This is a genomic window from Pseudomonas citrullilanati (genome assembly GCF_030580855.1).
Taxonomy (GTDB): domain Bacteria; phylum Pseudomonadota; class Gammaproteobacteria; order Pseudomonadales; family Pseudomonadaceae; genus Aquipseudomonas; species Aquipseudomonas citrulli.
The window spans coordinates 1-21,834 of record NZ_JAUQOP010000024.1 but is presented as its reverse complement, the minus strand read 5'-3'; the positions used below and the strand labels follow the sequence as shown (position 1 = coordinate 21,834).

Below are 21,834 nucleotides of genomic sequence, written 5' to 3'. Positions count from 1 at the left end.
CAGGTTTGCTGGAAATAGGTCTGTCCCCTTTTCGTTGATGGGTAATGACTACCGCCGCGGCTCCACGTTATCCAACACCCGATTCGCCAACAACGAACTTAGCTCAATCAACTGCTGAATCCCGAGCGCCACATGACGCCTTGACCCATCCAGGTCAAACGCCAAGTCACTCACCATGGCATCCGCCGAGGCCAGGGTTTCGCTGAGGTTGGCGAGCAGGCATTCGTTGTCGAGGCCTTTCACGAGGGTGAATAGCTGGCCCGGTTTTGGTTCGTCTTGGGATTTATTCGGCTTCGGTAGCAAGTAATGATCGAGCACGCGTTGGGTGGTTTCGTCTTGCTGTTTGGCTTTGGATTTTGCGGATTGCGAGGTGGAGCCTGCTTCAGGCGGATTGGGCGTTATCTTGAACATAGGTATGTCTTCTCGGTTAGGCCGCAACCATTTCGCTACTAAACGATAGGGTGGCGGCTGTGCGCAGGTTAGTAGACCGGTGACATACCTAAAACCGGCGCGCCCGAGGGCGCCATGCGCACAGCCACCATCGAGTGCAGGCGAATGCCTAACTGATGAGACTCGTGCAACCGGGATGTCATCCGGGCTACTAAACCCGACCACTGATGGGCAGTGGCAGGAAGACAATAGAACCCGGGGACAAGGCGCACAAGCGGGCGGATTCTGGCGTAGTTGTAGGCAAAGGCGCAAGGATGCGTAGCTTGATAGGGGTGTGTAGGCAGGGGCTGTAGGAGAGGGTTTTTTGGGTGGTGCGGGTGGCTTGTTTGGCGCTGGGACCGGGGCTTGCTCACGATAGCGGTCCAACCGGTCAATCACTGACACAAATGAAATGATTTGAATCCAATCCGTTCATTATAGAAAATCGACGCCTTTACCTCGAAAGGAAACGAGTGATGAAGTTCGAAGGGACTTACCAATACATGGGCACTCACGGAATCGTCTTCAACGTCTCGCAGATCACCCTCACCGACAACGAGCGCGGACGCTTGCGCGAACTGCATTTTGGCGAAGCGAAAAGCGCCCACTACGAGGTCAACACCAAGGTCGTCGAGGTGTACGACAAGATGCAGGCCAAGGGCCTGCCGTGCGTGATGATGATCGGTATCTCCAAGCCGTTGACCCGCCAACAGGGCGATGCCCTCAACGCCCAACGCACCACGATTGCCACCCTTGCTGGCTCTGCCTTCGGTGTTGCCGCCAAGGCCGTAGCCCCTTCTTACGTGGCGACATCTGTAGGGGCCGGTGTGCGCAAGTATGCCAATGAAGTCCTGCCCACCTACCATGCGGGCGATGTACTGGTCAGCATCGAGGCACAGGTCAACGGCGGCATCGGCCCGCAACGCAGCCTCTCGACATTGATCATCAAGACCTGACTGGAGACGTACATGTCCGACATGACTCAATTGGTCATTGCCTTGGTGATGTCCTTTCTGCTCGATCAATTCCTCAAGCCGTATCTGCTGCGTAAGTGGCTAGGCGTGGTGTTGGTGGCGGCGGGTGCGGTTGGCAGCGTTGTGGCGGGTCAGAGCCGTTTCTTGGGGTTTGATCTGGGGTTGCTGTCGGTTTTTGCCGTGACGATTGGGGTGGGGTTGTTCATGAGGCGACGGCGGTTTGAGTAGGTTGGCTGAAGGGAAGAAGTGGGGCAGATTGAGCCTGTAAATAAATTCGTCCCCATATTCTCGGGCGCTACGCGCCCGGCGGATAGCCCAGGTGATGACCGAGCTCGGCGCTCAAGGCTCGTTCGATCAGCGCCTTTTTGGACGCCGTAGAGGCGTCCTCGATAGCCTCGGCAGTCATCAGACCCTCACCGAACTGCTCGAGCAGCTCCTTGGGGATTTTGGGTAGGTCTCGCAGTGGTTTCTTCTTGATTGGCATACATGCACCTCTTACCCATGTTATGCCCGAACACAAAATTTCTGACACCCACGGCGCAGAATTATATTAGAAAACAAATTCGTCCTTTTATTCCTAAAACACTGTAATCCATTTCCCAAGCGGTGACTGGGGTATTGAGCCTCCTACATCTTCGTGCTTAATTAGAAAAGCCAGATAAAAAATCTGGTCATAGTATATTTAAGTTTACGATCACAAAAGGACTTGACCCCATGAAGCAGAACGGAATTGACTTGCCCCCGACTCAGGTAAACGGTACATGGCGAGGCTCGTTAGGAGGATATTGGTCCACGGACGGTATCATCATTGATGGTACTTATATATTTCCACCGCCTCAGCCAGATGTACTAACAGAAGATGACGATTTTTATATAACCGATCTTATAAAAACTCAGACCGGGCTGGATGATTTTACTTTCAATCTTAAAGTTCTCGATAAGGCTGTAAATCATAAAAATGCTTATGGCGCAATAAAAGATATATGGCAAATTGTCGAGCGGGAACGTGGTTGGGTAGATCCTCACTGGCGTATAAATGACGTGTTTTTCAAGAATAAAGCTATTTGTTTTAGTTTGGCTGATGCGCTTGAGAGAAGTGGTTTTACGTCGAGGGAGGCTATTATCGCTATCGCTAACTCAAAATACGCCCGTAGTACAACATACAAATTGGAAACGCCTAAGTTATCTGGAGGTACGTTCAGCCCGGTCAAAGCGTTGGCGCATTATTTATGGGGGAAGGGGAAGAAGCTTGAGGTAGATATAAATACTATTGGTTTGCAAGTAAGAGAACACAAACTCCCATTATTGCAGCAGACTATCGAAAATACTAAGTCGCCGGGTACGTATCATCTGGTGGACCCAAAGATAGCTTACGATACGGGCAAGGACAGCCTTATCACTGGTGCTTACCTCGGGCGAATTACACTCCGTGTTGAGGGCGATTTTACTCGCCACCAAGACACATCTTGGCAATTCTTGGGAACAGTCAAAGCCTACCATGACATTTATGACTTCAATAAAAGCGATAGACCCCTGGCGCTTGAGCAAATGACTACGGCTGGCAGAGCCCTACCAGGGAAAGGGTACCCAATCAATATTTCGGGTGAACACAAAATTCACTTGATAGGAAAAGGTTTTAAAACTCCTAACTTCTAAGTGGTAGTGCCATGGTGTGGTAATGCTATTGCCATGGGGCAAGGACAAAAACATGAAGATAAGACATTCTTTTGTTTTCTATTTGGCAAGTCTCTCGGCTACCCCAGTAGTCGGTGGCTATAATTTATACTTTAATTTTGAAAATAACTTATATGCTATCGAGCATGACACCATCGCTATTCCATTTGCAGCAATTGTTGGCACGCTATTCATATTGCTGCTACTTTTAGTTTTACAACGACCTTATCGGCTAAGAAAATCAAAAAATGTGCCTCAGACCCTTCTTGAAAAGTCCGCAAGCATTTTCGCCACAGCTGTAACGGCAGTGCTATTGCTTGATCATATTGTCTACTGGGCACACCCAAGCCATTTGCCAACCTTCTTGATTTTTCTTGCAGTTTTTTGTTTCTACGTTTATCACCAGCTACAAATTTATGGTGTTGTAAGTGCGGGCACGAATCACTAGAAAAATCCTCAAGGCGGACTAATATAAGAAGATGGCGGAACCACATACATGTATACGAACTGGTTATGCTCGCCATTTTTTGCAATTTGACGGCTGGCGCTAGAAAGGGAGCTGTAATTTCAGGATGTTTATAGAGTATTCGTACATTATTTGCAAATAGAAGAACCAAAACCCGGCGCCAAACGCCGGGCTTTTTTCGTTGGGAAATATTACTGCTGCCTCGGCTCCACGTTATCCATACCCGATTCGCCAACAACGAACTCAGCTCAATCAACTGCTGAATCCCAAGCGCCACATGCCGTCTTGACCCATCCAGGTCAAACGCCAAGTCGCTCACCATGGCATCCGCCGAGGCCAGGGTTTCGCTGAGGTTGGCGAGCAAGCATTCGTTGTCGAGGCCTTTCACGACGGTGAATAGCTGCGTAGGAGCGAAGCAACTTCCAAAGGTTGAACGCGTCCAGCCTGACATATCGAGATGATTGTTTGGGGCTGCTGCGCAGCCCAGCGGGGATAAATCCCCTCGCCACAATGAGTTCACACCACAATGAATCGGCATGGCTCAACTGAATGCCATGCCCCTGGAAGCGCTATTTATGTAGGGGGGTGCTGGTCAGCCAGGATAATCAGCCCAGCACACACCCCGTGGCGAGGGGATTCATCCCCGCTGAGTTGCGAAGCAACTCCAATGGTTGAACGCGTCCAGCTTGACATATCGAGATGATTGTTTGGGGCTGCTGCGCAGCCCAGCGGGGATAAATTCCCTCGCCACAATGAGTTCACCCACCACAATGAATCGGCATGGCTCAACTGAATGCCATGCCCCTGGAAGCGCTATTTGCGCTTGAGCATCTCCGGCAATTGCGCCACCAGTTTCTGGTTGTTCAACGGTGCGCGGATGAAGCCGCGTTGCTTGCCGTCGGGGCCGATGACGGCGAGGTTGCCGCTGTGGTCGACGGTGTAGTTGGGTTTGCTGGTGTCCGCCGGGATGAACGGGATGCTCACGGCGTTGGCGAGCTTTTGCAGGTCTTCGATGGATGAAGCGGTCAGGCCTTTGAATTGCGGATCGAAGTAGCCCAGGTATTGTTTGAGCTGCTTGGGCGTGTCGCGGTTGGGGTCGACGCTGACCAGCACGATCTGCAATTTTTCTACTGTCGCGGGCGGCAGTTCGCTCTTGATCTGGCGCAGCTGGGCGAGGGTGGTCGGGCAGATGTCCGGGCAGAAGGTGTAGCCGAAGAACAGCAGGCTCCACTTGTCCTTCAAGCTATCGATCGCCACGGGCTGGCCGTCCTGGTCGGTCATTTTCACGTCCGGCAGGGTGCGGCTCTGGGGCAGCAGGATGATGCCGGCGTCGATCAGTGCCGTCGGGTCGCCTTCGCCCTTGCCGGACAGCACCTTGTTGACGGTGAGGCCGAGGATCAGCGCGATCACGGCCACGAGGATGAAGACGGTTTTCTGGGTTCGAGTCATAGGCTCAACAGTAAGTAGTGATCTACAAGCAGGGCGATGAACAGCAGGAACAAGTACCAGATAGAGTACTTGAACGTGTTGATCGCCGCGTGCGGCCGACTGCCACGGTACAACACTACGGCCCATTGCAGGAACCGGGCGCCGAGCACCAGGGCGCAGACGAGATAGAGCATCCCGCTCATCTGGATCACGAACGGCATCAGGCTCACCGCCAGCAGCACCAGGGTGTAGAGCAGGATGTGGATCTTGGTGTAGTGCTCGCCGTGGGTCACCGGCAGCATTGGGATGTCGGCCTTGGCGTATTCCTCCTTGCGGTGGATGGCCAGGGCCCAGAAGTGCGGCGGGGTCCAGGCGAAGATGATCAACACCAGCAGCAGCGGTTCGGCGCTGACGTGACCGGTGGCCGCCACCCAGCCCAACAACGGTGGCGCCGCGCCGGCCAGGCCGCCGATGACGATGTTCTGCGGCGTCGCCCGTTTCAGGAAGCCGGTGTAGACCACCGCGTAGCCCAGCAGGGAAGCGAGGGTCAGCCAGGCGGTCAGCGGGTTGGTGAAGGCCAGCAGCAACGCTTGGCCGGCCACGGCCAGGGCCAGGGCGAACGTCAGGGCCGCCGCCGGGGAGACCCGGCCCTCGGCCAGTGGCCGCTTGTGGGTACGGGCCATGACCGCGTCGATCCGCCGGTCCACCACGTGGTTGACCGCCGCCGCGCCACCGGCACACAGGGCGATGCCCAGGTTGCCGAACACCAGCACCGTCCACGGCACGCCGGCCCGGGTGGCGAGGAACATGCCCACCAGCGAGGTGATCAGCATCAGCACCACCACCTTGGGCTTGGTCAGCTCCAGGTAATCGCGCCAGATCGCTTGGCTGTGGCGTTCACCGGTCAGGGTTGCCATGGCATCTCTCCTTTTATTGTCAGGGGGCTGGCGCCGTGTTTAGCCGGGGTGAGCCGCCAGCGCAGCGGGACTTGGTGCCTGACCCGGACCAGGCTGGTGCGGGCGTGATAATTGACCAGCACCAGGGTCAGCAACAGCGCCGCGCCCCCGGCGTTGTGGGCGACGGCCACCGGCAGCGGCAGATGAAACAGCACGTTGCTGATGCCCAGCGTGATTTGCGCCGCCAGGGCCGCCAAGACCAGGCCGGCGAGGCGGGTCATGCCGACGGTTTTCAACTGCCAGGCCAACCCGAGCAGTACGACGGTCACCAGCAGCGCGCCGATGCGGTGGGTCAGGTGGATGGCGGTGCGGGCGTCGCTGTCCAGTTGCCCGCCCAGGTAATTGGGGCCGATGTGCTGGGTGAGGTGAAAGCCATTGGCGAAATCCGCCGGTGGCAGCCATTGGCCGTGGCAGGTGGGGAAGTCGATGCAGGCCACGGCGGCGTAGTTGGAGCTGACCCAACCACCCAGGGCAATCTGGCCGATCACCAGCAGCAGCCCGGCGGTGGCCCAATGTTGCAGGCGCTTGGGCACGGTCAGCGCCGGCAATACGCCGGACAACCGCAAGGTCAGCAGGAACAGCAGGCTCAACGTCGCGAACCCACCCAGCAAATGCCCGGTCACCACCTGCGGCCAGAGCTTGAGGGTGACGGTCCACATGCCAAATGCGGCTTGCGCGAACACCACGGCCAGCAGGAACAACGGCAGCTTCAACGGCTGGCCGGGGCGGTGACGGTTCATCCAAGCCCGGGCGGCCAGCGCGGTGATCAACAGCCCCAAGGTCCCGGCAAAGTAGCGATGGACCATTTCGTTCCAGCCCTTGTGGGCTTCCACCGGGGCGTCAGGGAAGTGCAGCTCGGCATGGGCCAGTTGGGCTTCGCTCTTGGGCACGCTGATGAAACCGTAGCAACCGGGCCAGTCCGGGCAGCCGAGGCCGGCGTGGGTGAGCCGGGTGTAGGCGCCCAGCAGGACGACGATCAGCGCCAGCAACGTGGCGAACAGCGCGAGGCGAAATCCAGGTTTGGCCATGTCGATGCCCTCATCCGATGTTCGACAGTTTCAGCAGGTGGCGCAGGTCGTTGAGCAGGTCCTTGCCCTTGACCCGGGCGTCGTAGCGCAGCACCAGGTTGCTGTGGGGATCGACGATCCACAGCTGGGCGCCGCCGGCATCCTGGGCGCCTTTGCGGTAGGCCGGCAGGTCCAGCGGGTAGCGCTGCAATTGCGGGTATTCGCGTTGCAGCTGAGCGTCGTATTCGGCGTCCAGCGGCTGGGCGATGGCCAGGGCATGGCTGGCGCGGGAAGCGTCGCGGCCCAGGCCGATCTGTACCTGGCGGGCCAGGTACACCAGTTGCCGGCAATCCACTGCGCATTCCTTCGGCGCGGTGACCAGGATCTGCCAGCGCTGCTCGTCGGCCTGCACGCCGATCTCGGCGCGGGTCTGGCCGTTGCCGATCAACTCGCCGTGGTAGCTGCGGCTGTCCGGCACCCAGAATTGGAACTTGTACATGCCGGTGGCCAGGATCATCGGTCCAATCACGCCGAACACGATCAGCAGCAGTTGCAGGCGTCCCTTGCGCCGGCTAGGGGTGGCGGGTGCCTCAGACGTGTTGGTTGGATTCATGGTGGTTCCCATGCGGTCTCCCTGCGTTGTGCCATCCGAGATAGAGAAAAAGGCCGAACAGCGCCGCCGCCATGGCGAACCACTGCACGGCATAACCGAGGTGTTTTTCCGGCCCCATGCTCACCACCGGCCAGTCGGTCCGGTAGGCGCCAGGGCCGCTTTGCTGGCGTAATTCATAGCTGAAGCCGTTGCGACCCAGTTCCGCCCAGAGCGTGTCCGGCTTGATGGCGGTGACCAGGCGCGGCCAGGGGGCGGCGGTCGGGTCGGCGTGGAGCTGGAAGGTCGCGCCCGGTGCGACATAGACCCAGGCCTGGAGGCTCACCGGTTGTTCGGGGGTGGTGAAGACCGGCGGCGTGCGGCGATCAGGCCACGGCAGCCAGCCGCGATTGACCAGCAGCCACACCCCGCTGGCGGGGTCGAGAAACGGCTGGAGCAGTTCGACGCCGACCTGGCCGTCGTGTTGGCGGTTGTCCAAAAGGAGGCTGTGCTCGGCATCGAACTGGCCGTGCAACTCGAGCAGCCGAAAGGCCGGGTCGCCGGCCTGGGCCAGTTCGGCGCTGTCCATCGGCGGCGCCACGCGGCGCTCGGCGTACTGTTGCATGAGCACGCGCTTCTGTTCGCCGCGGCCCAACTGCCAGAACCCCAGGCACACCATCACCGGCACCAGCACGGCCACCACCAGCGACGGCACGAGGCCCGGCCGGAAGCCTTTCATGGCGCCGTCCGAAAGTGCTCGAACGGGATAGCTATACTCACCTGCATCGCGTCCCCCCGGAGTGTCCCCAATGCTAAAAGCGGCCATCGTCCTGATGCTGATTGCCACGGTTGCAAGCCTGTTCAGCGGCCTGTTTTTCCTGGTCAAGGACGACAGCGATTCGAATCGCCTGGTCATCGCCCTGGCGGTGCGGGTCTGCCTGGCCGTGATCACCGTCGGCTTGATCGCCTGGGGCTTCTTCAGCGGCCAGTTGGTGTCTCACGCGCCCTGGTAGTCGTGCCTCAGAGCACGTAGACGAAGATGAACAAGCCGATCCACACCACGTCGACGAAGTGCCAATACCAGCTCGCCGCCTCGAAGCCGAACTGATGCTCGTTGTCGAAATGCCCGCGCAGGATGCGCATCAGCATGACGAACAGGATGATCGTGCCGATGGTGACGTGGGCGCCGTGGAACCCGGTGAGCATGAAGAAGGTGGCCCCGTAGACGCCGGAGCCGAGGGTCAGGCCCAGTTCCTTGTAGGCATGGATGTATTCCTCGGCCTGGAAGCCCAGGAAGGCGCAACCCAGCAGCACGGTAATCGCCAGCCACAGCTTCAGCGCGCCGCGATGGCCTTTTTTCAAGGCGTGGTGGGCGATGGTGATCGTGACGCTGGAACTGACCAGCAGCACGGTGTTGAGCAGCGGCAGGCCCCAGGGGCTGATGACTTCCTTGGGGGCCGGGTAGAGTTTCGGGTCGGGGTTGTTCAGCAGCGGCCAGGCGTATTCGAAATTCGGCCAGAGCATGTGCGACAGGCCCTTGGTGCCTTCGCCCGCCAGGCCCGGCACCGACACGTGGCGGACATAGAACAGCGCGCCGAAGAAGGCGATGAAGAACATCACCTCGGAAAAGATGAACCAGCTCATGCCCCAGCGAAACGAGCGGTCGAGCTGCGGGCTGTACAGCCCGGCGCGGCTTTCCTTGATCACCGCGCCGAACCAGCCGAACAGCATGTAGGCCACCAGCAGGCCGCCGACGAAGAAGATCAGCGGGCCGTGGGATTCCGGTCGCGCGGCCTTCAGGTCGTTGAACCAGGTCGCCAGGCCGTACACCGTGACGAACATCCCGACCGTGGCGATGATCGGCCATTTGCTCTGGGCCGGAACGTAATAGTGTTCGTGAGTTGCCATTTATTGTTCTCCTTATCGGGCACGCTATCGGTCAGTGTTTAGAGCCACCGGTGGATGACGAGCGGTGATATCGAACAGCGTGTAGGACAGCGTCAGGTGCTTCACTTCCTTGGGCATGTCCCGGTCGACGATGAAGCGCATGGGCATTTCGATGCGTTCGCCGGGTTGCAGCACTTGCTGGGTAAAACAGAAACATTCGGTTTTGTGGAAATACGCCGCCGCGGTGCTCGGCGCGATGCTCGGCACGGCCTGGGCACTCATTGGCCGGTTGGTGGGGTTGTGGGCGACGAAGACCATCTCGTTCACCGCGCCCGGGCGCACCACCAGTTGATCGCCCTTGGGGTAGAAGTCCCAGGGCATGTCCACCGAGTTGGTCGACACGAACTGCACGCGCACCTGCCGCGACTCATCGACCACCTGCTCGCCTTCGTACTGCCCGGCGGTCTTGCCGTTGATGCCGAACGCCTTGCACATCACGTCGTAGATCGGCACCAGGGCAAAGCCGAAGACGAACATGGCCACCACCACGACCAGCAGGCGGGTGACCAGTTTCTTCAGTGAAATCGAGTCAGCCATGATTTTCAGACCTCACCGAGAACCCTGTGGGAGCGAGCTTGCTCGCGATGCAGGCAGCGCGGTGTGTCAGGTACACCGCCATCGCGAGCAAGCTCGCTCCCACATGGGCGCCATGTGTCATCTATTTCACTTCCGGCGGCGTCGTGAAGGTGTGGTACGGCGCCGGCGACGGCACGCTCCATTCCAGGCCTTCGGCGCCATCCCACGGCTTGGCCGGTGCCGGTGGGCCGCCACGGATGGTCTTGATCACAATGAACAGGAAGAAGATCTGCGTGGTGCCGAACATGAACGCGCCGATGGACGAGACCATGTTGAAGTCGGCGAACTGCAGGTTGTAGTCGGGGATCCGCCGGGGCATGCCCGCCAGGCCGACGAAGTGCATCGGGAAGAACGCCATGTTCATCCCGATGAACGACAGCCAGAAATGCAGCTTGCCCAGGGTCTCGTCATACATGTGGCCGGTCCATTTCGGCAGCCAGTAGTAGGCCGAGGCGAAGATCCCGAAGATCGCGCCAGGCACCAGTACATAGTGAAAGTGCGCGACCACGAAGTAGGTGTCCTGGTACTGGAAGTCCGCCGGCGCGATCGCCAGCATCAACCCGGAGAAACCGCCGATGGAGAACAGGATCACGAACGCCACGGCAAACAGCATCGGTGTCTCGAAGGTCAGCGAGCCCTGCCACATGGTGCTGGCCCAGTTGAACACCTTCACCCCGGTGGGCACGGCGATCAGCAAGGTGGCGTACATGAAGAACAGCTCGCCCACCAGCGGGATGCCCACCACGAACATGTGGTGCGCCCAGACGATGAACGACAGGAACGCGATGGCCGCGGTGGCGTAGACCATCGAGGTGTAGCCGAACAGCGGCTTGCGCGAGAAGGCCGGGATGATCGAGCTGACGGCGCCGAAGGCCGGCAGGATCATGATGTACACCTCGGGGTGGCCGAAGAACCAGAACACGTGCTGGAACAGCACCGGGTCACCGCCGCCGGCGGCACTGAAGAAGCTGGTGCCGAAGTGGATGTCCATCAGCATCATCGTCACGCAGCCGGCCAGCACCGGCATCACTGCGATCAGCAGGAACGCGGTGATCAGCCAGGTCCAGACGAACAGCGGCATTTTCATCAGGGTCATGCCGGGGGCGCGCAGGTTGAGGATGGTGGCGATCACGTTGATCGCGCCCATGATCGAACTGATCCCCATCAGGTGGATGGCGAAGATGAAGAACGTCACGCTTTCCGGCGCGTAGGTGGTGGACAGGGGCGCATAGAAGGTCCAGCCGAAATTCGGCCCGCCCCCGGCGGTGAACAACGTCGAGACCAGCAGCAGGAACGCCGCCGGCAACAGCCAGAAGCTGAAGTTGTTCATGCGCGGCAGGGCCATGTCCGGCGCGCCGATCATCAGCGGGATCATCCAGTTGGCGAGGCCGACGAAGGCCGGCATCACCGCGCCGAACACCATCACCAGGCCGTGCATGGTGGTCATCTGGTTGAAGAACGCCGGCTCCACGATCTGCAGGCCGGGCTGGAACAGCTCGGCGCGGATCACCATGGCGAACGAGCCGCCGAGCAGGAACATGGAGAACGCGAACCACAGGTACAGCGTGCCGATGTCCTTGTGGTTGGTGGTCAGTACCCAGCGCATCAGGCCCTTGGCGGGGCCGTGGGCGTGGTCGGCGCCGGCATGACCGTGGTCATCGATCACAGCACTCATGTCCTGTCTCCTTCGAACGAATGGGCTGGACGGCGCGGGGCGATCAGCCCCGACCGGTTGCGGAAGCACACGTCAGGCCGGCTCATTTGCTTTCCGCCTGTTTGAGTTCCAGCACTTCTTTAGGCGTGACCATGTCGCCCTTGTTGTTGCCCCAGGCGTTGCGTTCATAGGTCACGACGGCGGCGATATCGACTTCCGACAATTGCTTGCCGAACGCGGCCATGGCGGTGCCAGGCTTGCCATGGAAGACCAGGCTCAGGTGATCAGCCTTGGGCCCGGTGGCGATCTTCGAACCCTTGAGGGCCGGGAACATCGGCGGCAGGCCCTGGCCCTCGGCCTGGTGACAGGCCACGCACGTGGTGTGGTAGATCTTGTCGCCACGTTCCTTGAGTTCGTCCAGGGTCCATTCCTTGCTGGTCAGCTCCTTGAGCTGCGCAGCTTCGGCCTTGCGTTCGCCCAGCCATTTCTCGTAGTCGGGCTTGCTCTTGACCTCGACCACGATGGGCATGAAGCCGTGGTCCTTGCCGCACAGCTCGGCGCATTGGCCGCGATAGATGCCGGGCTTGTCGACGCGGGTCCAGGCTTCGTTGACGAACCCGGGGATCGCATCGCGCTTGACCGCGAAGGCCGGCACCCACCAGGAGTGGATGACGTCGGCGGAGGTCACCAGAAAGCGCACCTTGGCATCGACCGGCAGCACCAGCGGCTTGTCGACCTCCAGCAGGTAGTGCTCGCCCTTGGCGCTCTGGTTATGGATCTGTTCGGCGGGTGTCGCCAGGTTGCTGAAGAACTCGACGTCCTGGCCCAGGTACTTGTAGTGCCATTTCCACTGGTAGCCGGTGATCTGGATGTCGATGTCCGACTCGCTGGAGTCGTACATCTTTATCAATGTGGCGGTGGCGGGAATCGCCATGGCCACCAGGATCATGAAAGGCACGATCGTCCAGAGGATCTCGACGCGGGTGTTTTCATGAAAGTGGGCGGCATTCTGGCCGGTTGAGCGGCGGTGCATCATCATCGACCAGAACATGGCGCCGAAGACGATGATGCCGATGACTACACAGATCCAGAAGATGGTCATGTGCAAGTCGAACACTGCGTGGCTGATCTGTGTCGCTCCAGGCGCCATATTCACAGTCCAGGCGGCGTGCGCCGGGCTGAAAATCGACCACAACAGGAGGCCCATCCATACGTGTGGATGTCGCGTCATTGCGGGTTCCCCTTATCGTTCTTGTTATCCCGTAGGCGTAGCGCCTGCGGCAAGGAGAGCGGCTACATCAGACTGCGAACTCGACCGCCGTGCCTTGCTGCCTATGCATCGGGTGTCATCAGCTAACTCCATTCCAAACCGAGTATAGACAGCGACTGCAACCTCGCAACGCGACCGCGTAAATCGTTTGAAACAGGGGGGACTTGCGCCGGGGGCCGCGAATGGAGAACGATGCAGTCTGAGTGATGGCAAACCGATATAACTGCGACGTATCAAGGATGAACGGGTTATGACAAATGGGTCTTAGGAGTGCGTATGCGCCAGCTAAGTTATGTCTTCCCTAATTCACTGCCTTTGTTTTCCTGGAGTTGTCATGAACACCGCCGCATTGCGCGAGCAGATCCAAAAAGCCCAACAACACGAAGCCCAGACCGGCCAGTTGGCCCGTCAGCTGGAAACCCAGCTACCGCACCTGCACCGTGCCATTCAATTGCCCGAGACCAACGCCAATGCTGTCCTGGCGCGTTTTGTCGCCGCCTACATCGATGAGGTGCCTGACCTGCTCGATGCCGCCAACGACGTCGCCCGGGAGGCGGGGATCGAGCCGCAGATCAAGCCGGTCCTGAAGATCGCCGAACAGTATTTCCTCCAGCCGCCGACGATCATGGCCGGCCATGTCGGGCTCGACAGCCTGCTGGACGAAGCCTACCTGGCCCATCGATTCGTCGAAGAGGTCAATGACCTGTACATCAAGCATTTCGGCCAGCCACTGATCCCCCTGGACATGACGGTCGCCAACCTGATCGCCCACCAGTTGATCGGCGAGGCCTTCGCCAACCAGCTCGATGAAGTGGTGCATCACGCCTTCGACGAGATGCTCAACGACGAGACATTCGCCCTGGAGTCGGTGGAAAGCTACCGCGAGAAGCTCAGCAGCCCGCAAACCGGTGCCGCCTGGAAGCGCTGGCCTTGCATGTCGCGCCGCCTGGGCCTGGGCCTGGAGCTCGATCAGCCCGCCGCTTGACGCGTTGGGGCGGGCATCCGCATCGTGCCCGCCCCACAGAAAGCCGCGACCGGTGCGCCGGCCCATTCGCGCCCGGCGCTAGCAGAAACGCTTTGTAAAACTCCATGCTGGCCTTTCATCCAATTGTCATATTTCAGCCATAGAGTGTTCACACGGCTTACCGATACTTGGCCGACTTAACACACCCTATCTGCTAGGAGTAAGGCATGAAACTGAAGCGTTTGATGGCGGCAATGACGTTTGTCGCTGCTGGCGTCGCGACTGCCAACGCGGTTGCCGCTGTTGACCCTGCGATCCCGAGTTACACCAAGACCACTGGTGTATCGGGCAACCTCTCCAGCGTCGGCTCCGATACCCTGGCCAACCTGATGACCTTGTGGGCCGAGAACTACAAGAAGGAATACCCGAACGTAAACATCCAGATTCAGGCCGCCGGTTCCTCCACCGCGCCGCCCGCACTCACCGAAGGCACCGCCAACCTGGGCCCGATGAGCCGCAAGATGAAGGACAACGAGCTGCAAGCCTTCGAGCAGAAGTACGGCTACAAGCCAACCGCTATTCCAGTGGCGGTCGACGCCCTGGCGGTATTCGTGCACAAGGACAACCCGATCCAGCACCTGACCATGGAACAGGTCGACGCGATCTTCTCGTCCACTCGCCTGTGCGGTGGCAAGACCGACGTCAAGACCTGGGGCGACCTGGGCGTGACCGGCGACCTGGCCAACAAGCCGGTACAACTGTTCGGTCGTAACTCGGTATCCGGCACCTACGGCTACTTCAAGGAAGAAGCCCTGTGCAAAGGCGACTACAAGGCTAACGTGAACGAACAGCCTGGCTCGGCTTCGGTCGTGCAGTCCATCAGCTCGTCGCTCAACGGCGTGGGCTACTCGGGCATCGGCTACAAGACCGCCAGCGTGAAAACCGTGGCCCTGGCCAAGAAAGGCAGCACCGATTACATCGAAGACACCGAAGAAAACGCCCTGAACGGCAAGTACCCGCTGTCGCGCTTCCTCTACGTGTACGTCAACAAGGCTCCGAACAAGCCTCTGGCCCCGCTGGAAGCCGAGTTCGTGAAGCTGGTCCTGTCCAAGCAAGGCCAGGAAGTCGTGGTCAAGGACGGCTACATCCCACTGCCCGCCAAGGTAGCCGCCAAGGCCCTGGCTGACCTGGGCCTGTCGGAAGGCGGCAACGTCGCCAAGCAGTAACACCTGAGTCCGGGCCAGCGCCCGGACTTTTTTGTGGGGGCGGGCAGGCTCGCTCCCCACACACGAATTTCCCCTGCGCTGCCGGTTCCCACGGGCGGCGGTTTTGTTGCGTCACTGCATTGTCATCTTTCTGTCATACAGGATCGCTAGGGTGTGCGCATGAATGATCTGGCCAATTCCACAATGACTACGACTTCCCCTCCCAAGCGCATTGACTTCAATACGCCTGAGCTGCAACGCAAGCGCCGTATCCGTGCGCTCAAGGATCGCCTGACCCGCTGGTACGTGCTGGTGGGCGGCCTCGCGGTACTCGCCGCCATCACGTTGATCTTCTTCTTCCTGGCCTATGTGGTAATGCCCCTGTTCCAGGGCGCGGACCTGACCGCCAAGGACTCGATTACCCCGGCCTGGATGCAGGACGCCGGCAAACCGCTGATGATCGCCATCGAAGAACAGAACCAGGTGGCGATGCGGGTTTCCGACAAGGGCCAGGCACTGTTTTTCGACCTGGGCAGCGGTGCCGAATTGCGCCGCGTCGACTTGCCGATCCCGGCCGGCACCCGCGTGACCTCCATCGGCAAGGACCAGCCCGGCAGCCCGCTGGTGGCGGTCGGCTTGTCCAATGGCCAGGCCCTGGTGTTCCGTCACACCTATAAGGTCAGCTACCCGGATGGCAAGAAAACCATCTCGCCCGCGGTCGAATACCCCTATGGCGAAACGCCTATCGCGTTGAACGAGCAAGGCGCCGCCCTGGAGCACGTCAGCCTCAACGCCACCGATTCGACCCTGCTGCTGGCCGGTTCCAGCGGCGCCCAACTGCAGGTGCTGTCGCTGACCAGCGAAGAAAACATGATGACCGGCGAAGTCACCAGCGAGCAGACGCGCATCGAGTTGCCGCAGATGACCGAACCGGTGAAGCACATCTTCGTCGATCCGCGCCAGCAGTGGCTGTACGTGATCAACGGACGCGCCCAGGCCGATGTGTTCAGCCTGCGAGACAAGAGCCTCAACGGGCGCTACAAGCTGCTGGAAAACGGTGAGGCCCAGGTCACTGCGGCGACCCAGCTGGTGGGTGGCATTTCGCTGATCGTCGGCGACTCCAAGGGTGGCCTGAGCCAATGGTTCATGGCCCGCGACCCTGACGGCGAGCAACGCCTGAAGCAGATCCGCAGCTTCCAGATGGGCACCACGCCGATTGTTGAAATCACCGCCGAAGAGCGTCGCAAAGGCTTCGTGGCCCTCGACGCGGCCGGCAAGCTCGGGGTCTTCCACAGCACCGCCCACCGCACCTTGCTGGTGGACCAGGTGGTCGACGGCCAGGGCCTGTTCGGCATGTCGCCACGGGCCAACCGGTTGATCGTCGAGCAGGGCGGCAAGCTGCAACCGCTGACGCTGGACAACCCGCACCCGGAAGTGTCGTGGAGCGCGTTGTGGAGCAAGGTCTGGTACGAAAACTACGACGAACCCAAGTACGTCTGGCAATCGACCGCGGCCAACACCGACTTCGAACCCAAGCTGAGCCTCTCGCCGCTGACCTTCGGTACCCTCAAGGCGGCGTTCTACGCAATGCTGCTGGCGGCACCGCTGGCGGTGGCGGCGGCGATCTACACCGCGTACTTCATGGCCCCGGGCATGCGCCGCAAGGTCAAGCCGGTGATCGAGCTGATGGAAGCGATGCCGACGGTGATCCTCGGTTTCTTCGCCGGCCTGTTCCTGGCGCCTTACGTCGAAGGCCATCTGCCGGGGATCTTCAGCCTGCTGATGTTGTTGCCGATTGGCATCCTGGTGGCCGGTTTCTTCTTCAGCCGCCTGCCCGAGTCCGTGCGCCTGAAGGTGCCGGACGGTTGGGAAAGCGCCTTGTTGATCCCGGTGATCCTGTTCGTGGGCTGGCTCTCGCTGTACATGAGCCCGTACATGGAAGCCTGGTTCTTCGGCGGTGACATGCGTATGTGGATCTCCCACGACCTGGGCATCACCTACGACCAGCGCAACGCCCTGGTGGTCGGCCTGGCCATGGGCTTCGCGGTGATCCCGAACATCTACTCCATCGCCGAAGACGCCGTGTTCAGCGTGCCTCGCGGCCTGACCCTGGGCTCCCTGGCCCTGGGTGCCACGCCGTGGCAGACCATGACCCGCGTGGTGATCCTCACCGCCAGCCCGGGCATCTTCTCGGCCTTGATGATCGGCATGGGGCGCGCGGTGGGTGAAACCATGATCGTGCTGATGGCCACCGGCAACACCCCGGTCATGGAAATGAACCTGTTCGAAGGCTTGCGCACCCTGGCGGCCAACGTGGCGGTGGAAATGCCCGAGTCGGAAGTCGGTGGCAGCCATTACCGCGTGCTGTTCCTGTCGGCGCTGGTGCTGCTGCTGTTCACCTTCGTCATGAACACCCTCGCCGAGCTGATCCGTCAGCGTCTGCGCAAGAAATATTCGTCGCTTTAAGAAAGGTAGAAGTCTGTGAAACAGAACTCCCTGAAAGGATGGTTCAAGAGCGGCGCCCCCGGCGTCTGGATCAGCGGTGGCGCGGTGTCCATCGCGGTCATCATGACCATTGGCCTGCTGGCGGTGATCGCGGTGCGCGGCCTGGGTCACTTCTGGCCGGCGGACCTGGTCCACGCCAACTACAACGTGCCGGGCATGCCCGCGCACCTGGTGGTGGGCGAAGTGGTGCAGAAAGAAGAAGTGCCTCGCGAGCGCCTCAAGAGCGCCGGCCTGCCGGTGCCTGACGAAGGCCCGGAATTCATGACCCGCGAGTTGGTCAAGGTGGGCAACCGCGACCTCAACGGCACCGACTTCACCTGGATCGTCGGCGATTGGCTGACCAACCAGACCACGCCACCGGAACTGATGGCCATCGAGCGCCGCGAGTGGGGCAACTTCTACGGCTACCTGGTCAACGTCAAGGAAGATGGCAAGGTCGTCGCCGAGGGCGAGGCCGCGTGGCCGGAGTTGCAGGCTCGCGTCAAGCGCGTCAACCAACTGGCCGCCGACCTCAAGACCCTGGAAAAAACCGACATCGGCGCGATCAACGCCGGCCTGGAACGCATCCGCCTGCACGGGCGCAAACTGGAACTGGACGGCAAGCTCGACGCTGCCGCCCAGGCCGACCTGGAAAGCGAGCGCGCCGAACTCAATGCCCGCTACAAGGACATCGAAGCGCGCCTGTCCGACCTGCATGCGCAGTTCAACCGCGACAGCCTGACCGCCCGCGATGCCAACGGCAAGGAAGTGGAGATCGGCATCGGCAAGGTGGTGCACGCCTACCAGCCGAACGCCATGGGCACCCTGACCAAGCTCGGTTTCTATTTCAGCAAGGTCTGGGAATTCCTCAGCGACGACCCCCGTGAAGCCAACACCGAAGGCGGCATCTTCCCGGCGATCTTCGGCACGGTGATGATGACCCTGATCATGGCGATGATCGTGACCCCGTTCGGCGTGCTGGCGGCGGTCTACCTGCGCGAGTACGCTCGCCAGGGGCCGATGACCCGGCTGATCCGCATCGCGGTGAACAACCTGGCGGGCGTTCCGGCGATCGTCTACGGCGTGTTCGGCCTGGGCTTCTTCGTCTACGTGCTGGGTGGCTCGGTCGACCGCCTGTTCTTCCCCGAAGCCCTGCCGGCGCCGACCTTCGGCACCCCCGGCCTGCTCTGGGCCTCGCTGACCCTGGCGCTGCTGGCGGTGCCGGTGGTGATCGTGGCCACGGAAGAAGGCCTGGCGCGGATCCCGCGCACCGTGCGCGAAGGCTCCCTGGCCCTCGGCGCGACCAAGGCCGAGACCTTGTGGAAAATCGTCCTGCCGATGGCCAGCCCGGCGATGATGACCGGGATGATTCTCGCCGTGGCCCGTGCCGCCGGTGAAGTGGCGCCGCTGATGCTGGTGGGCGTGGTGAAACTGGCGCCGTCGCTGCCGCTGGACGGCAACTACCCGTATCTGCACCTGGACCAGAAGATCATGCACCTGGGCTTCCACATCTACGACGTGGGCTTCCAGAGCCCGAACGTCGAGGCGGCCCGACCGCTGGTGTACGCCACGGCCCTGTTGCTGGTGCTGGTGATCGCGGTACTGAACCTGTCGGCGGTATGGATCCGTAACCACCTGCGCGAGAAGTACAAGGCGCTGGATAGCTGATTTCTATGTGGGAGCGGGCTTGCTCGCGAAGACGGCGGTACATTCAGCAGAGATGCAAGCTGATACACCGCTTTCGCGAGCAAGCCCGCTCCCACAAATACACAGATTGGCAGGGCCACCCGGTGGCCGGCCGAACCGAATTTGTTAGCACAGGGAGCCTCCCATGCAACACGAAGCACATTCACACGGCATCAACCTGTCGGCCCTGGGCCGCGACAAGCAGAGCCTGGACCTGGCCCAGGAAACCGTGGCCATCGAAGTGCCCGGCCTGAGCCTGTTCTACGGCGAGAAGCAGGCGCTGTATGACGTCAGCATGAACATCCCGAAACAACGCGTCACCGCGTTCATCGGTCCGTCGGGCTGCGGCAAGTCGACCTTGCTGCGCACCTTCAACCGCATGAACGACCTGGTGGACGGTTGCCGCGTCGAAGGCGAGATCAACCTCTACGGCAACAACATCTATCGCAAGGGCGAGGACGTGGCCGAGCTGCGCCGTCGCGTGGGCATGGTGTTCCAGAAGCCCAACCCGTTCCCGAAGACCATCTACGAGAACGTGGTCTACGGCCTGCGCATCCAGGGCATCAACAAGAAGCGCATTCTCGACGAAGCCGTGGAGTGGGCGCTCAAGGGCGCGGCGCTGTGGGACGAGGTCAAGGACCGCCTGCATGACTCGGCCCTGGGCCTGTCCGGCGGCCAGCAGCAACGCCTGGTGATTGCCCGTACCATCGCCGTGGAACCGGAAGTGCTGCTGCTCGACGAACCGTGCTCGGCGCTGGACCCGATCTCGACGCTGAAGGTCGAGGAGCTGATCTACGAACTCAAGTCCAAGTTCACCATCGTCATCGTGACCCACAACATGCAACAGGCGGCGCGGGTTTCCGACTACACCGCGTTCATGTACATGGGCAAGCTGGTGGAGTTCGGCGACACCGACACCCTGTTCACCAACCCGGCCAAGAAGCAGACCGAAGACTATATTACGGGCCGCTATGGCTAGCGGCCGCTGCGAGCCGCGAGCTTCAAGCGGCAAGTCAGAAACGGTGCGTCATCAGGATCAACTTTTAACTGCTTGAAGCTTGCAGCTTGAAGCTCGCAACTTTCGCGGAGCGAACCCCATGATTTCGAAGGAAGGCCTTACTCACCACATTTCCGCCCAGTTCAACGCCGAACTAGAGGAGGTGCGCAGCCACCTGCTGGCCATGGGCGGCCTGGTGGAAAAGCAGGTCAACGACGCGGTGACCGCGCTGATCGAGGCCGACTCCGGCCTGGCCCAGCAGGTGCGGGAGATCGACGACCAGATCAACCAGATGGAACGCAACATCGACGAAGAATGCCTGCGTATCCTGGCCCGTCGCCAGCCGGCGGCTTCGGACCTGCGCCTGATCATCAGCATCTCCAAGTCGGTGATCGACCTGGAGCGGATCGGCGACGAAGCCACCAAGATCGCCCGCCGGGCCATCCAGCTGTGCGAAGAAGGCGAGGCCCCGCGCGGTTACGTCGAGGTGCGCCACATTGGCGACCAGGTGCGCAACATGGTCCGCGACGCGCTGGACGCCTTCGCCCGCTTCGACGCCGACCTGGCGTTGTCGGTGGCCCAGTACGACAAGATCATTGACCGCGAATACAAGACCGCCCTGCGTGAACTGGCGACCTACATGATGGAAGACCCGCGTTCCATCTCCCGGGTCCTGAGCATCATCTGGGTCCTGCGTTCCCTGGAGCGTATCGGCGATCATGCGCGCAACATCTCCGAACTTGTGATCTACCTGGTGCGCGGTACCGATGTACGGCACATGGGGCTCAAGCGCATGAAGGAAGAAGTTGAAGGCACCCTGTCCGAAACCGCTAATGTTCCGGGCGAGACTGACGATAAGTAAGATTGCCAAGAAAAGCGCCCGGCCTTCTGGCCGGGCTTTTTTTTTGGGTTTTTTTTAATCGAAAGCAGCACCCCGTGAACGAAAAGTCCCGGCGTGACTGACGGTTTTTGGCAATGTGCCATCAGTAAAAGCGGTATGCTTGCCGGGATTTTTTAGAGGTGTATCTGGATGAGTAAGGTCAGTGTGTTGGTCGTGGATGATGCTTCGTTCATTCGTGACCTGGTGAAGAAGTGCCTGCGCAATTACTTTCCGGGCGTGCGCATCGAAGACGCGGTGAACGGCAAGAAAGCCCAGGCGCTGCTGGCCCGCGAGGCGTTCGACCTGGTGCTGTGCGATTGGGAAATGCCCGAGATGTCCGGCCTGGAACTGCTGACCTGGTGCCGTCAGCAAGACAACCTCAAGGGCATGCCGTTCGTGATGGTGACCAGCCGGGGCGACAAGGAAAACGTGGTCCAGGCGATCCAGGCCGGCGTTTCCGGCTACGTCAGCAAGCCGTTTACCAACGAACAGTTGCTGACCAAGGTCAAGCAGGCCCTGCACAAGGTCGGCAAGCTCGACACCCTGATGAACAGCGCCCCGACCAAGATGAACTCGGCGTTCGGCAACGACTCCCTGAGCGCACTCACCGGCGGCAAGGCCGCTCCGGTCGCGGCAGCAGCGCCTGCC

General features: G+C 60.4%; 22 protein-coding genes and 2 pseudogenes. 12 read left to right on the top strand and 12 right to left on the bottom strand.

Annotation, left to right across the window (positions count from 1 at the left end; all coding sequences use genetic code 11):
• Positions 1–48: 48 nt before the first annotated feature.
• Positions 49–411 carry a DUF6124 family protein gene (locus Q6A48_RS16470; protein WP_304555179.1) on the bottom strand — a complete coding sequence of 121 codons (363 nt, stop codon included), beginning with the start codon at positions 409–411 and terminating at the stop codon, positions 49–51.
• 494 nt (positions 412–905) lie between these two features.
• On the opposite strand from Q6A48_RS16470, the gene Q6A48_RS16465 reads away from it, so the two are divergent.
• Both Q6A48_RS16465 and Q6A48_RS16460 read left to right on the top strand, forming a co-directional pair.
• The gene (locus tag Q6A48_RS16465; protein WP_304555178.1) at positions 906–1,385 is read left to right on the top strand and encodes a hypothetical protein; all 480 of its coding nucleotides are present in this window, start codon (positions 906–908) and stop codon (positions 1,383–1,385) included.
• A 12-nt stretch (positions 1,386–1,397) separates the two neighbouring features.
• Positions 1,398–1,631 carry a hypothetical protein gene (locus Q6A48_RS16460; RefSeq protein ID WP_304555177.1) on the top strand — a complete coding sequence of 78 codons (234 nt, stop codon included), beginning with the start codon at positions 1,398–1,400 and terminating at the stop codon, positions 1,629–1,631.
• Positions 1,632–1,701: 70 nt separating this feature from the next.
• Here the strand turns inward: Q6A48_RS16460 and Q6A48_RS16455 are convergent.
• Positions 1,702–1,887, bottom strand: a pseudogene (locus Q6A48_RS16455) (IS256 family transposase); the annotation flags it as partial.
• 230 nt (positions 1,888–2,117) lie between these two features.
• Between Q6A48_RS16455 and Q6A48_RS16450 the strand changes: the two are divergent.
• Positions 2,118–3,059, top strand: a complete 942-nt coding sequence (locus tag Q6A48_RS16450) for a lipid II-degrading bacteriocin (RefSeq protein ID WP_304555176.1) — start codon at positions 2,118–2,120, stop codon at positions 3,057–3,059.
• A gap of 52 nt (positions 3,060–3,111) precedes the next feature.
• A complete protein-coding gene (locus tag Q6A48_RS26125; protein ID WP_369811709.1) occupies positions 3,112–3,525 on the top strand; it encodes a hypothetical protein in 414 nt (137 codons plus the stop codon).
• Between the two features lie 209 nt (positions 3,526–3,734).
• On the opposite strand, the pseudogene Q6A48_RS26120 reads toward Q6A48_RS26125, so the two are convergent.
• From Q6A48_RS26120 to Q6A48_RS16420, 6 genes and pseudogenes are all read right to left on the bottom strand, one after another.
• A pseudogene (locus tag Q6A48_RS26120) lies at positions 3,735–3,952 on the bottom strand (DUF6124 family protein); the annotation flags it as partial.
• A gap of 404 nt (positions 3,953–4,356) precedes the next feature.
• On the bottom strand, positions 4,357–4,992 hold the full coding sequence (locus tag Q6A48_RS16440) for an SCO family protein (protein WP_304555175.1): 636 nt from the start codon (positions 4,990–4,992) through the stop codon (positions 4,357–4,359).
• Positions 4,989–5,888, bottom strand: a complete 900-nt coding sequence (gene cyoE, locus Q6A48_RS16435) for a heme o synthase (RefSeq protein WP_304555174.1) — start codon at positions 5,886–5,888, stop codon at positions 4,989–4,991. The genes Q6A48_RS16440 and cyoE overlap by 4 nt, the downstream gene beginning before the upstream one ends.
• Positions 5,876–6,955: a COX15/CtaA family protein gene (locus tag Q6A48_RS16430; RefSeq protein WP_304555173.1), complete on the bottom strand. Its 1,080-nt coding sequence runs from the start codon at positions 6,953–6,955 to the stop codon at positions 5,876–5,878. The genes cyoE and Q6A48_RS16430 overlap by 13 nt, the downstream gene beginning before the upstream one ends.
• A gap of 10 nt (positions 6,956–6,965) precedes the next feature.
• Positions 6,966–7,559: a PA_0111/PP_0108 family redox-active disulfide protein gene (locus Q6A48_RS16425; RefSeq protein ID WP_304555172.1), complete on the bottom strand. Its 594-nt coding sequence runs from the start codon at positions 7,557–7,559 to the stop codon at positions 6,966–6,968.
• The gene (locus tag Q6A48_RS16420) at positions 7,525–8,262 is read right to left on the bottom strand and encodes an SURF1 family protein (RefSeq protein WP_304555171.1); all 738 of its coding nucleotides are present in this window, start codon (positions 8,260–8,262) and stop codon (positions 7,525–7,527) included. Before Q6A48_RS16420 ends, Q6A48_RS16425 begins: the two co-directional genes overlap by 35 nt.
• Positions 8,263–8,332: 70 nt before the next feature.
• Between Q6A48_RS16420 and Q6A48_RS16415 the strand changes: the two genes are divergently transcribed.
• The gene (locus tag Q6A48_RS16415; protein ID WP_304555170.1) at positions 8,333–8,536 is read left to right on the top strand and encodes a twin transmembrane helix small protein; all 204 of its coding nucleotides are present in this window, start codon (positions 8,333–8,335) and stop codon (positions 8,534–8,536) included.
• Between the two features lie 7 nt (positions 8,537–8,543).
• On the opposite strand, the gene Q6A48_RS16410 is transcribed toward Q6A48_RS16415, so the two are convergent.
• From Q6A48_RS16410 to coxB, 4 genes are all read right to left on the bottom strand, one after another.
• On the bottom strand, positions 8,544–9,431 hold the full coding sequence (locus tag Q6A48_RS16410) for a cytochrome c oxidase subunit 3 (RefSeq protein ID WP_304555169.1): 888 nt from the start codon (positions 9,429–9,431) through the stop codon (positions 8,544–8,546).
• Between the two features lie 24 nt (positions 9,432–9,455).
• A complete protein-coding gene (locus Q6A48_RS16405) occupies positions 9,456–10,007 on the bottom strand; it encodes a cytochrome c oxidase assembly protein (RefSeq protein WP_304555168.1) in 552 nt (183 codons plus the stop codon).
• A gap of 121 nt (positions 10,008–10,128) precedes the next feature.
• The gene (gene ctaD, locus Q6A48_RS16400) at positions 10,129–11,721 is read right to left on the bottom strand and encodes a cytochrome c oxidase subunit I (RefSeq protein WP_024778458.1); all 1,593 of its coding nucleotides are present in this window, start codon (positions 11,719–11,721) and stop codon (positions 10,129–10,131) included.
• Between the two features lie 82 nt (positions 11,722–11,803).
• Positions 11,804–12,931, bottom strand: coding sequence for a cytochrome c oxidase subunit II (gene coxB, locus Q6A48_RS16395; protein WP_304555166.1), 1,128 nt, complete (start codon positions 12,929–12,931; stop codon positions 11,804–11,806).
• 373 nt (positions 12,932–13,304) lie between these two features.
• On the opposite strand from coxB, the gene Q6A48_RS16390 reads away from it, so the two are divergent.
• From Q6A48_RS16390 to Q6A48_RS16360, 7 genes are all read left to right on the top strand, one after another.
• A complete protein-coding gene (locus Q6A48_RS16390; RefSeq protein WP_304555165.1) occupies positions 13,305–13,955 on the top strand; it encodes a hypothetical protein in 651 nt (216 codons plus the stop codon).
• Between the two features lie 206 nt (positions 13,956–14,161).
• A complete protein-coding gene (locus Q6A48_RS16385; protein ID WP_304555164.1) occupies positions 14,162–15,160 on the top strand; it encodes a phosphate ABC transporter substrate-binding protein PstS in 999 nt (332 codons plus the stop codon).
• A 411-nt stretch (positions 15,161–15,571) separates the two neighbouring features.
• Positions 15,572–17,605, top strand: a complete 2,034-nt coding sequence (locus Q6A48_RS16380; RefSeq protein WP_304555236.1) for an ABC transporter permease subunit — start codon at positions 15,572–15,574, stop codon at positions 17,603–17,605.
• 15 nt (positions 17,606–17,620) lie between these two features.
• Positions 17,621–19,291: a phosphate ABC transporter permease PstA gene (gene pstA, locus Q6A48_RS16375; RefSeq protein ID WP_304555163.1), complete on the top strand. Its 1,671-nt coding sequence runs from the start codon at positions 17,621–17,623 to the stop codon at positions 19,289–19,291.
• A gap of 163 nt (positions 19,292–19,454) precedes the next feature.
• On the top strand, positions 19,455–20,288 hold the full coding sequence (gene pstB, locus Q6A48_RS16370; RefSeq protein ID WP_304555162.1) for a phosphate ABC transporter ATP-binding protein PstB: 834 nt from the start codon (positions 19,455–19,457) through the stop codon (positions 20,286–20,288).
• A 118-nt stretch (positions 20,289–20,406) separates the two neighbouring features.
• Positions 20,407–21,168 carry a phosphate signaling complex protein PhoU gene (gene phoU, locus Q6A48_RS16365; RefSeq protein WP_304555161.1) on the top strand — a complete coding sequence of 254 codons (762 nt, stop codon included), beginning with the start codon at positions 20,407–20,409 and terminating at the stop codon, positions 21,166–21,168.
• 168 nt (positions 21,169–21,336) lie between these two features.
• A partial coding sequence (locus Q6A48_RS16360) for a response regulator (protein WP_304555160.1) occupies positions 21,337–21,834 on the top strand: 498 nt, incomplete at its 3' end.

Excerpts from the sequence above, each read along its gene's own strand:
- Q6A48_RS16460 (WP_304555177.1), top strand. The coding sequence starts at position 1,398 with ATGTCCGACATGACTCAATTGGTCATTGCCTTGGTGATGTCCTTTCTG.
- Q6A48_RS16470 (WP_304555179.1), bottom strand. The coding sequence starts at position 411 with ATGTTCAAGATAACGCCCAATCCGCCTGAAGCAGGCTCCACCTCGCAA.
- coxB (WP_304555166.1), bottom strand. The coding sequence starts at position 12,931 with ATGACGCGACATCCACACGTATGGATGGGCCTCCTGTTGTGGTCGATT.
- pstB (WP_304555162.1), top strand. The coding sequence starts at position 19,455 with ATGCAACACGAAGCACATTCACACGGCATCAACCTGTCGGCCCTGGGC.
- Q6A48_RS16380 (WP_304555236.1), top strand. The coding sequence starts at position 15,572 with ATGCAGGACGCCGGCAAACCGCTGATGATCGCCATCGAAGAACAGAAC.
- phoU (WP_304555161.1), top strand. The coding sequence starts at position 20,407 with ATGATTTCGAAGGAAGGCCTTACTCACCACATTTCCGCCCAGTTCAAC.
- ctaD (WP_024778458.1), bottom strand. The coding sequence starts at position 11,721 with ATGAGTGCTGTGATCGATGACCACGGTCATGCCGGCGCCGACCACGCC.
- Q6A48_RS16420 (WP_304555171.1), bottom strand. The coding sequence starts at position 8,262 with ATGAAAGGCTTCCGGCCGGGCCTCGTGCCGTCGCTGGTGGTGGCCGTG.
- Q6A48_RS16405 (WP_304555168.1), bottom strand. The coding sequence starts at position 10,007 with ATGGCTGACTCGATTTCACTGAAGAAACTGGTCACCCGCCTGCTGGTC.
- Q6A48_RS16450 (WP_304555176.1), top strand. The coding sequence starts at position 2,118 with ATGAAGCAGAACGGAATTGACTTGCCCCCGACTCAGGTAAACGGTACA.
- Q6A48_RS16390 (WP_304555165.1), top strand. The coding sequence starts at position 13,305 with ATGAACACCGCCGCATTGCGCGAGCAGATCCAAAAAGCCCAACAACAC.
- Q6A48_RS26125 (WP_369811709.1), top strand. The coding sequence starts at position 3,112 with ATGAAGATAAGACATTCTTTTGTTTTCTATTTGGCAAGTCTCTCGGCT.
- Q6A48_RS16385 (WP_304555164.1), top strand. The coding sequence starts at position 14,162 with ATGAAACTGAAGCGTTTGATGGCGGCAATGACGTTTGTCGCTGCTGGC.
- cyoE (WP_304555174.1), bottom strand. The coding sequence starts at position 5,888 with ATGGCAACCCTGACCGGTGAACGCCACAGCCAAGCGATCTGGCGCGAT.
- Q6A48_RS16410 (WP_304555169.1), bottom strand. The coding sequence starts at position 9,431 with ATGGCAACTCACGAACACTATTACGTTCCGGCCCAGAGCAAATGGCCG.
- Q6A48_RS16415 (WP_304555170.1), top strand. The coding sequence starts at position 8,333 with ATGCTAAAAGCGGCCATCGTCCTGATGCTGATTGCCACGGTTGCAAGC.
- Q6A48_RS16425 (WP_304555172.1), bottom strand. The coding sequence starts at position 7,559 with ATGGGAACCACCATGAATCCAACCAACACGTCTGAGGCACCCGCCACC.
- Q6A48_RS16430 (WP_304555173.1), bottom strand. The coding sequence starts at position 6,955 with ATGGCCAAACCTGGATTTCGCCTCGCGCTGTTCGCCACGTTGCTGGCG.
- Q6A48_RS16440 (WP_304555175.1), bottom strand. The coding sequence starts at position 4,992 with ATGACTCGAACCCAGAAAACCGTCTTCATCCTCGTGGCCGTGATCGCG.
- Q6A48_RS16465 (WP_304555178.1), top strand. The coding sequence starts at position 906 with ATGAAGTTCGAAGGGACTTACCAATACATGGGCACTCACGGAATCGTC.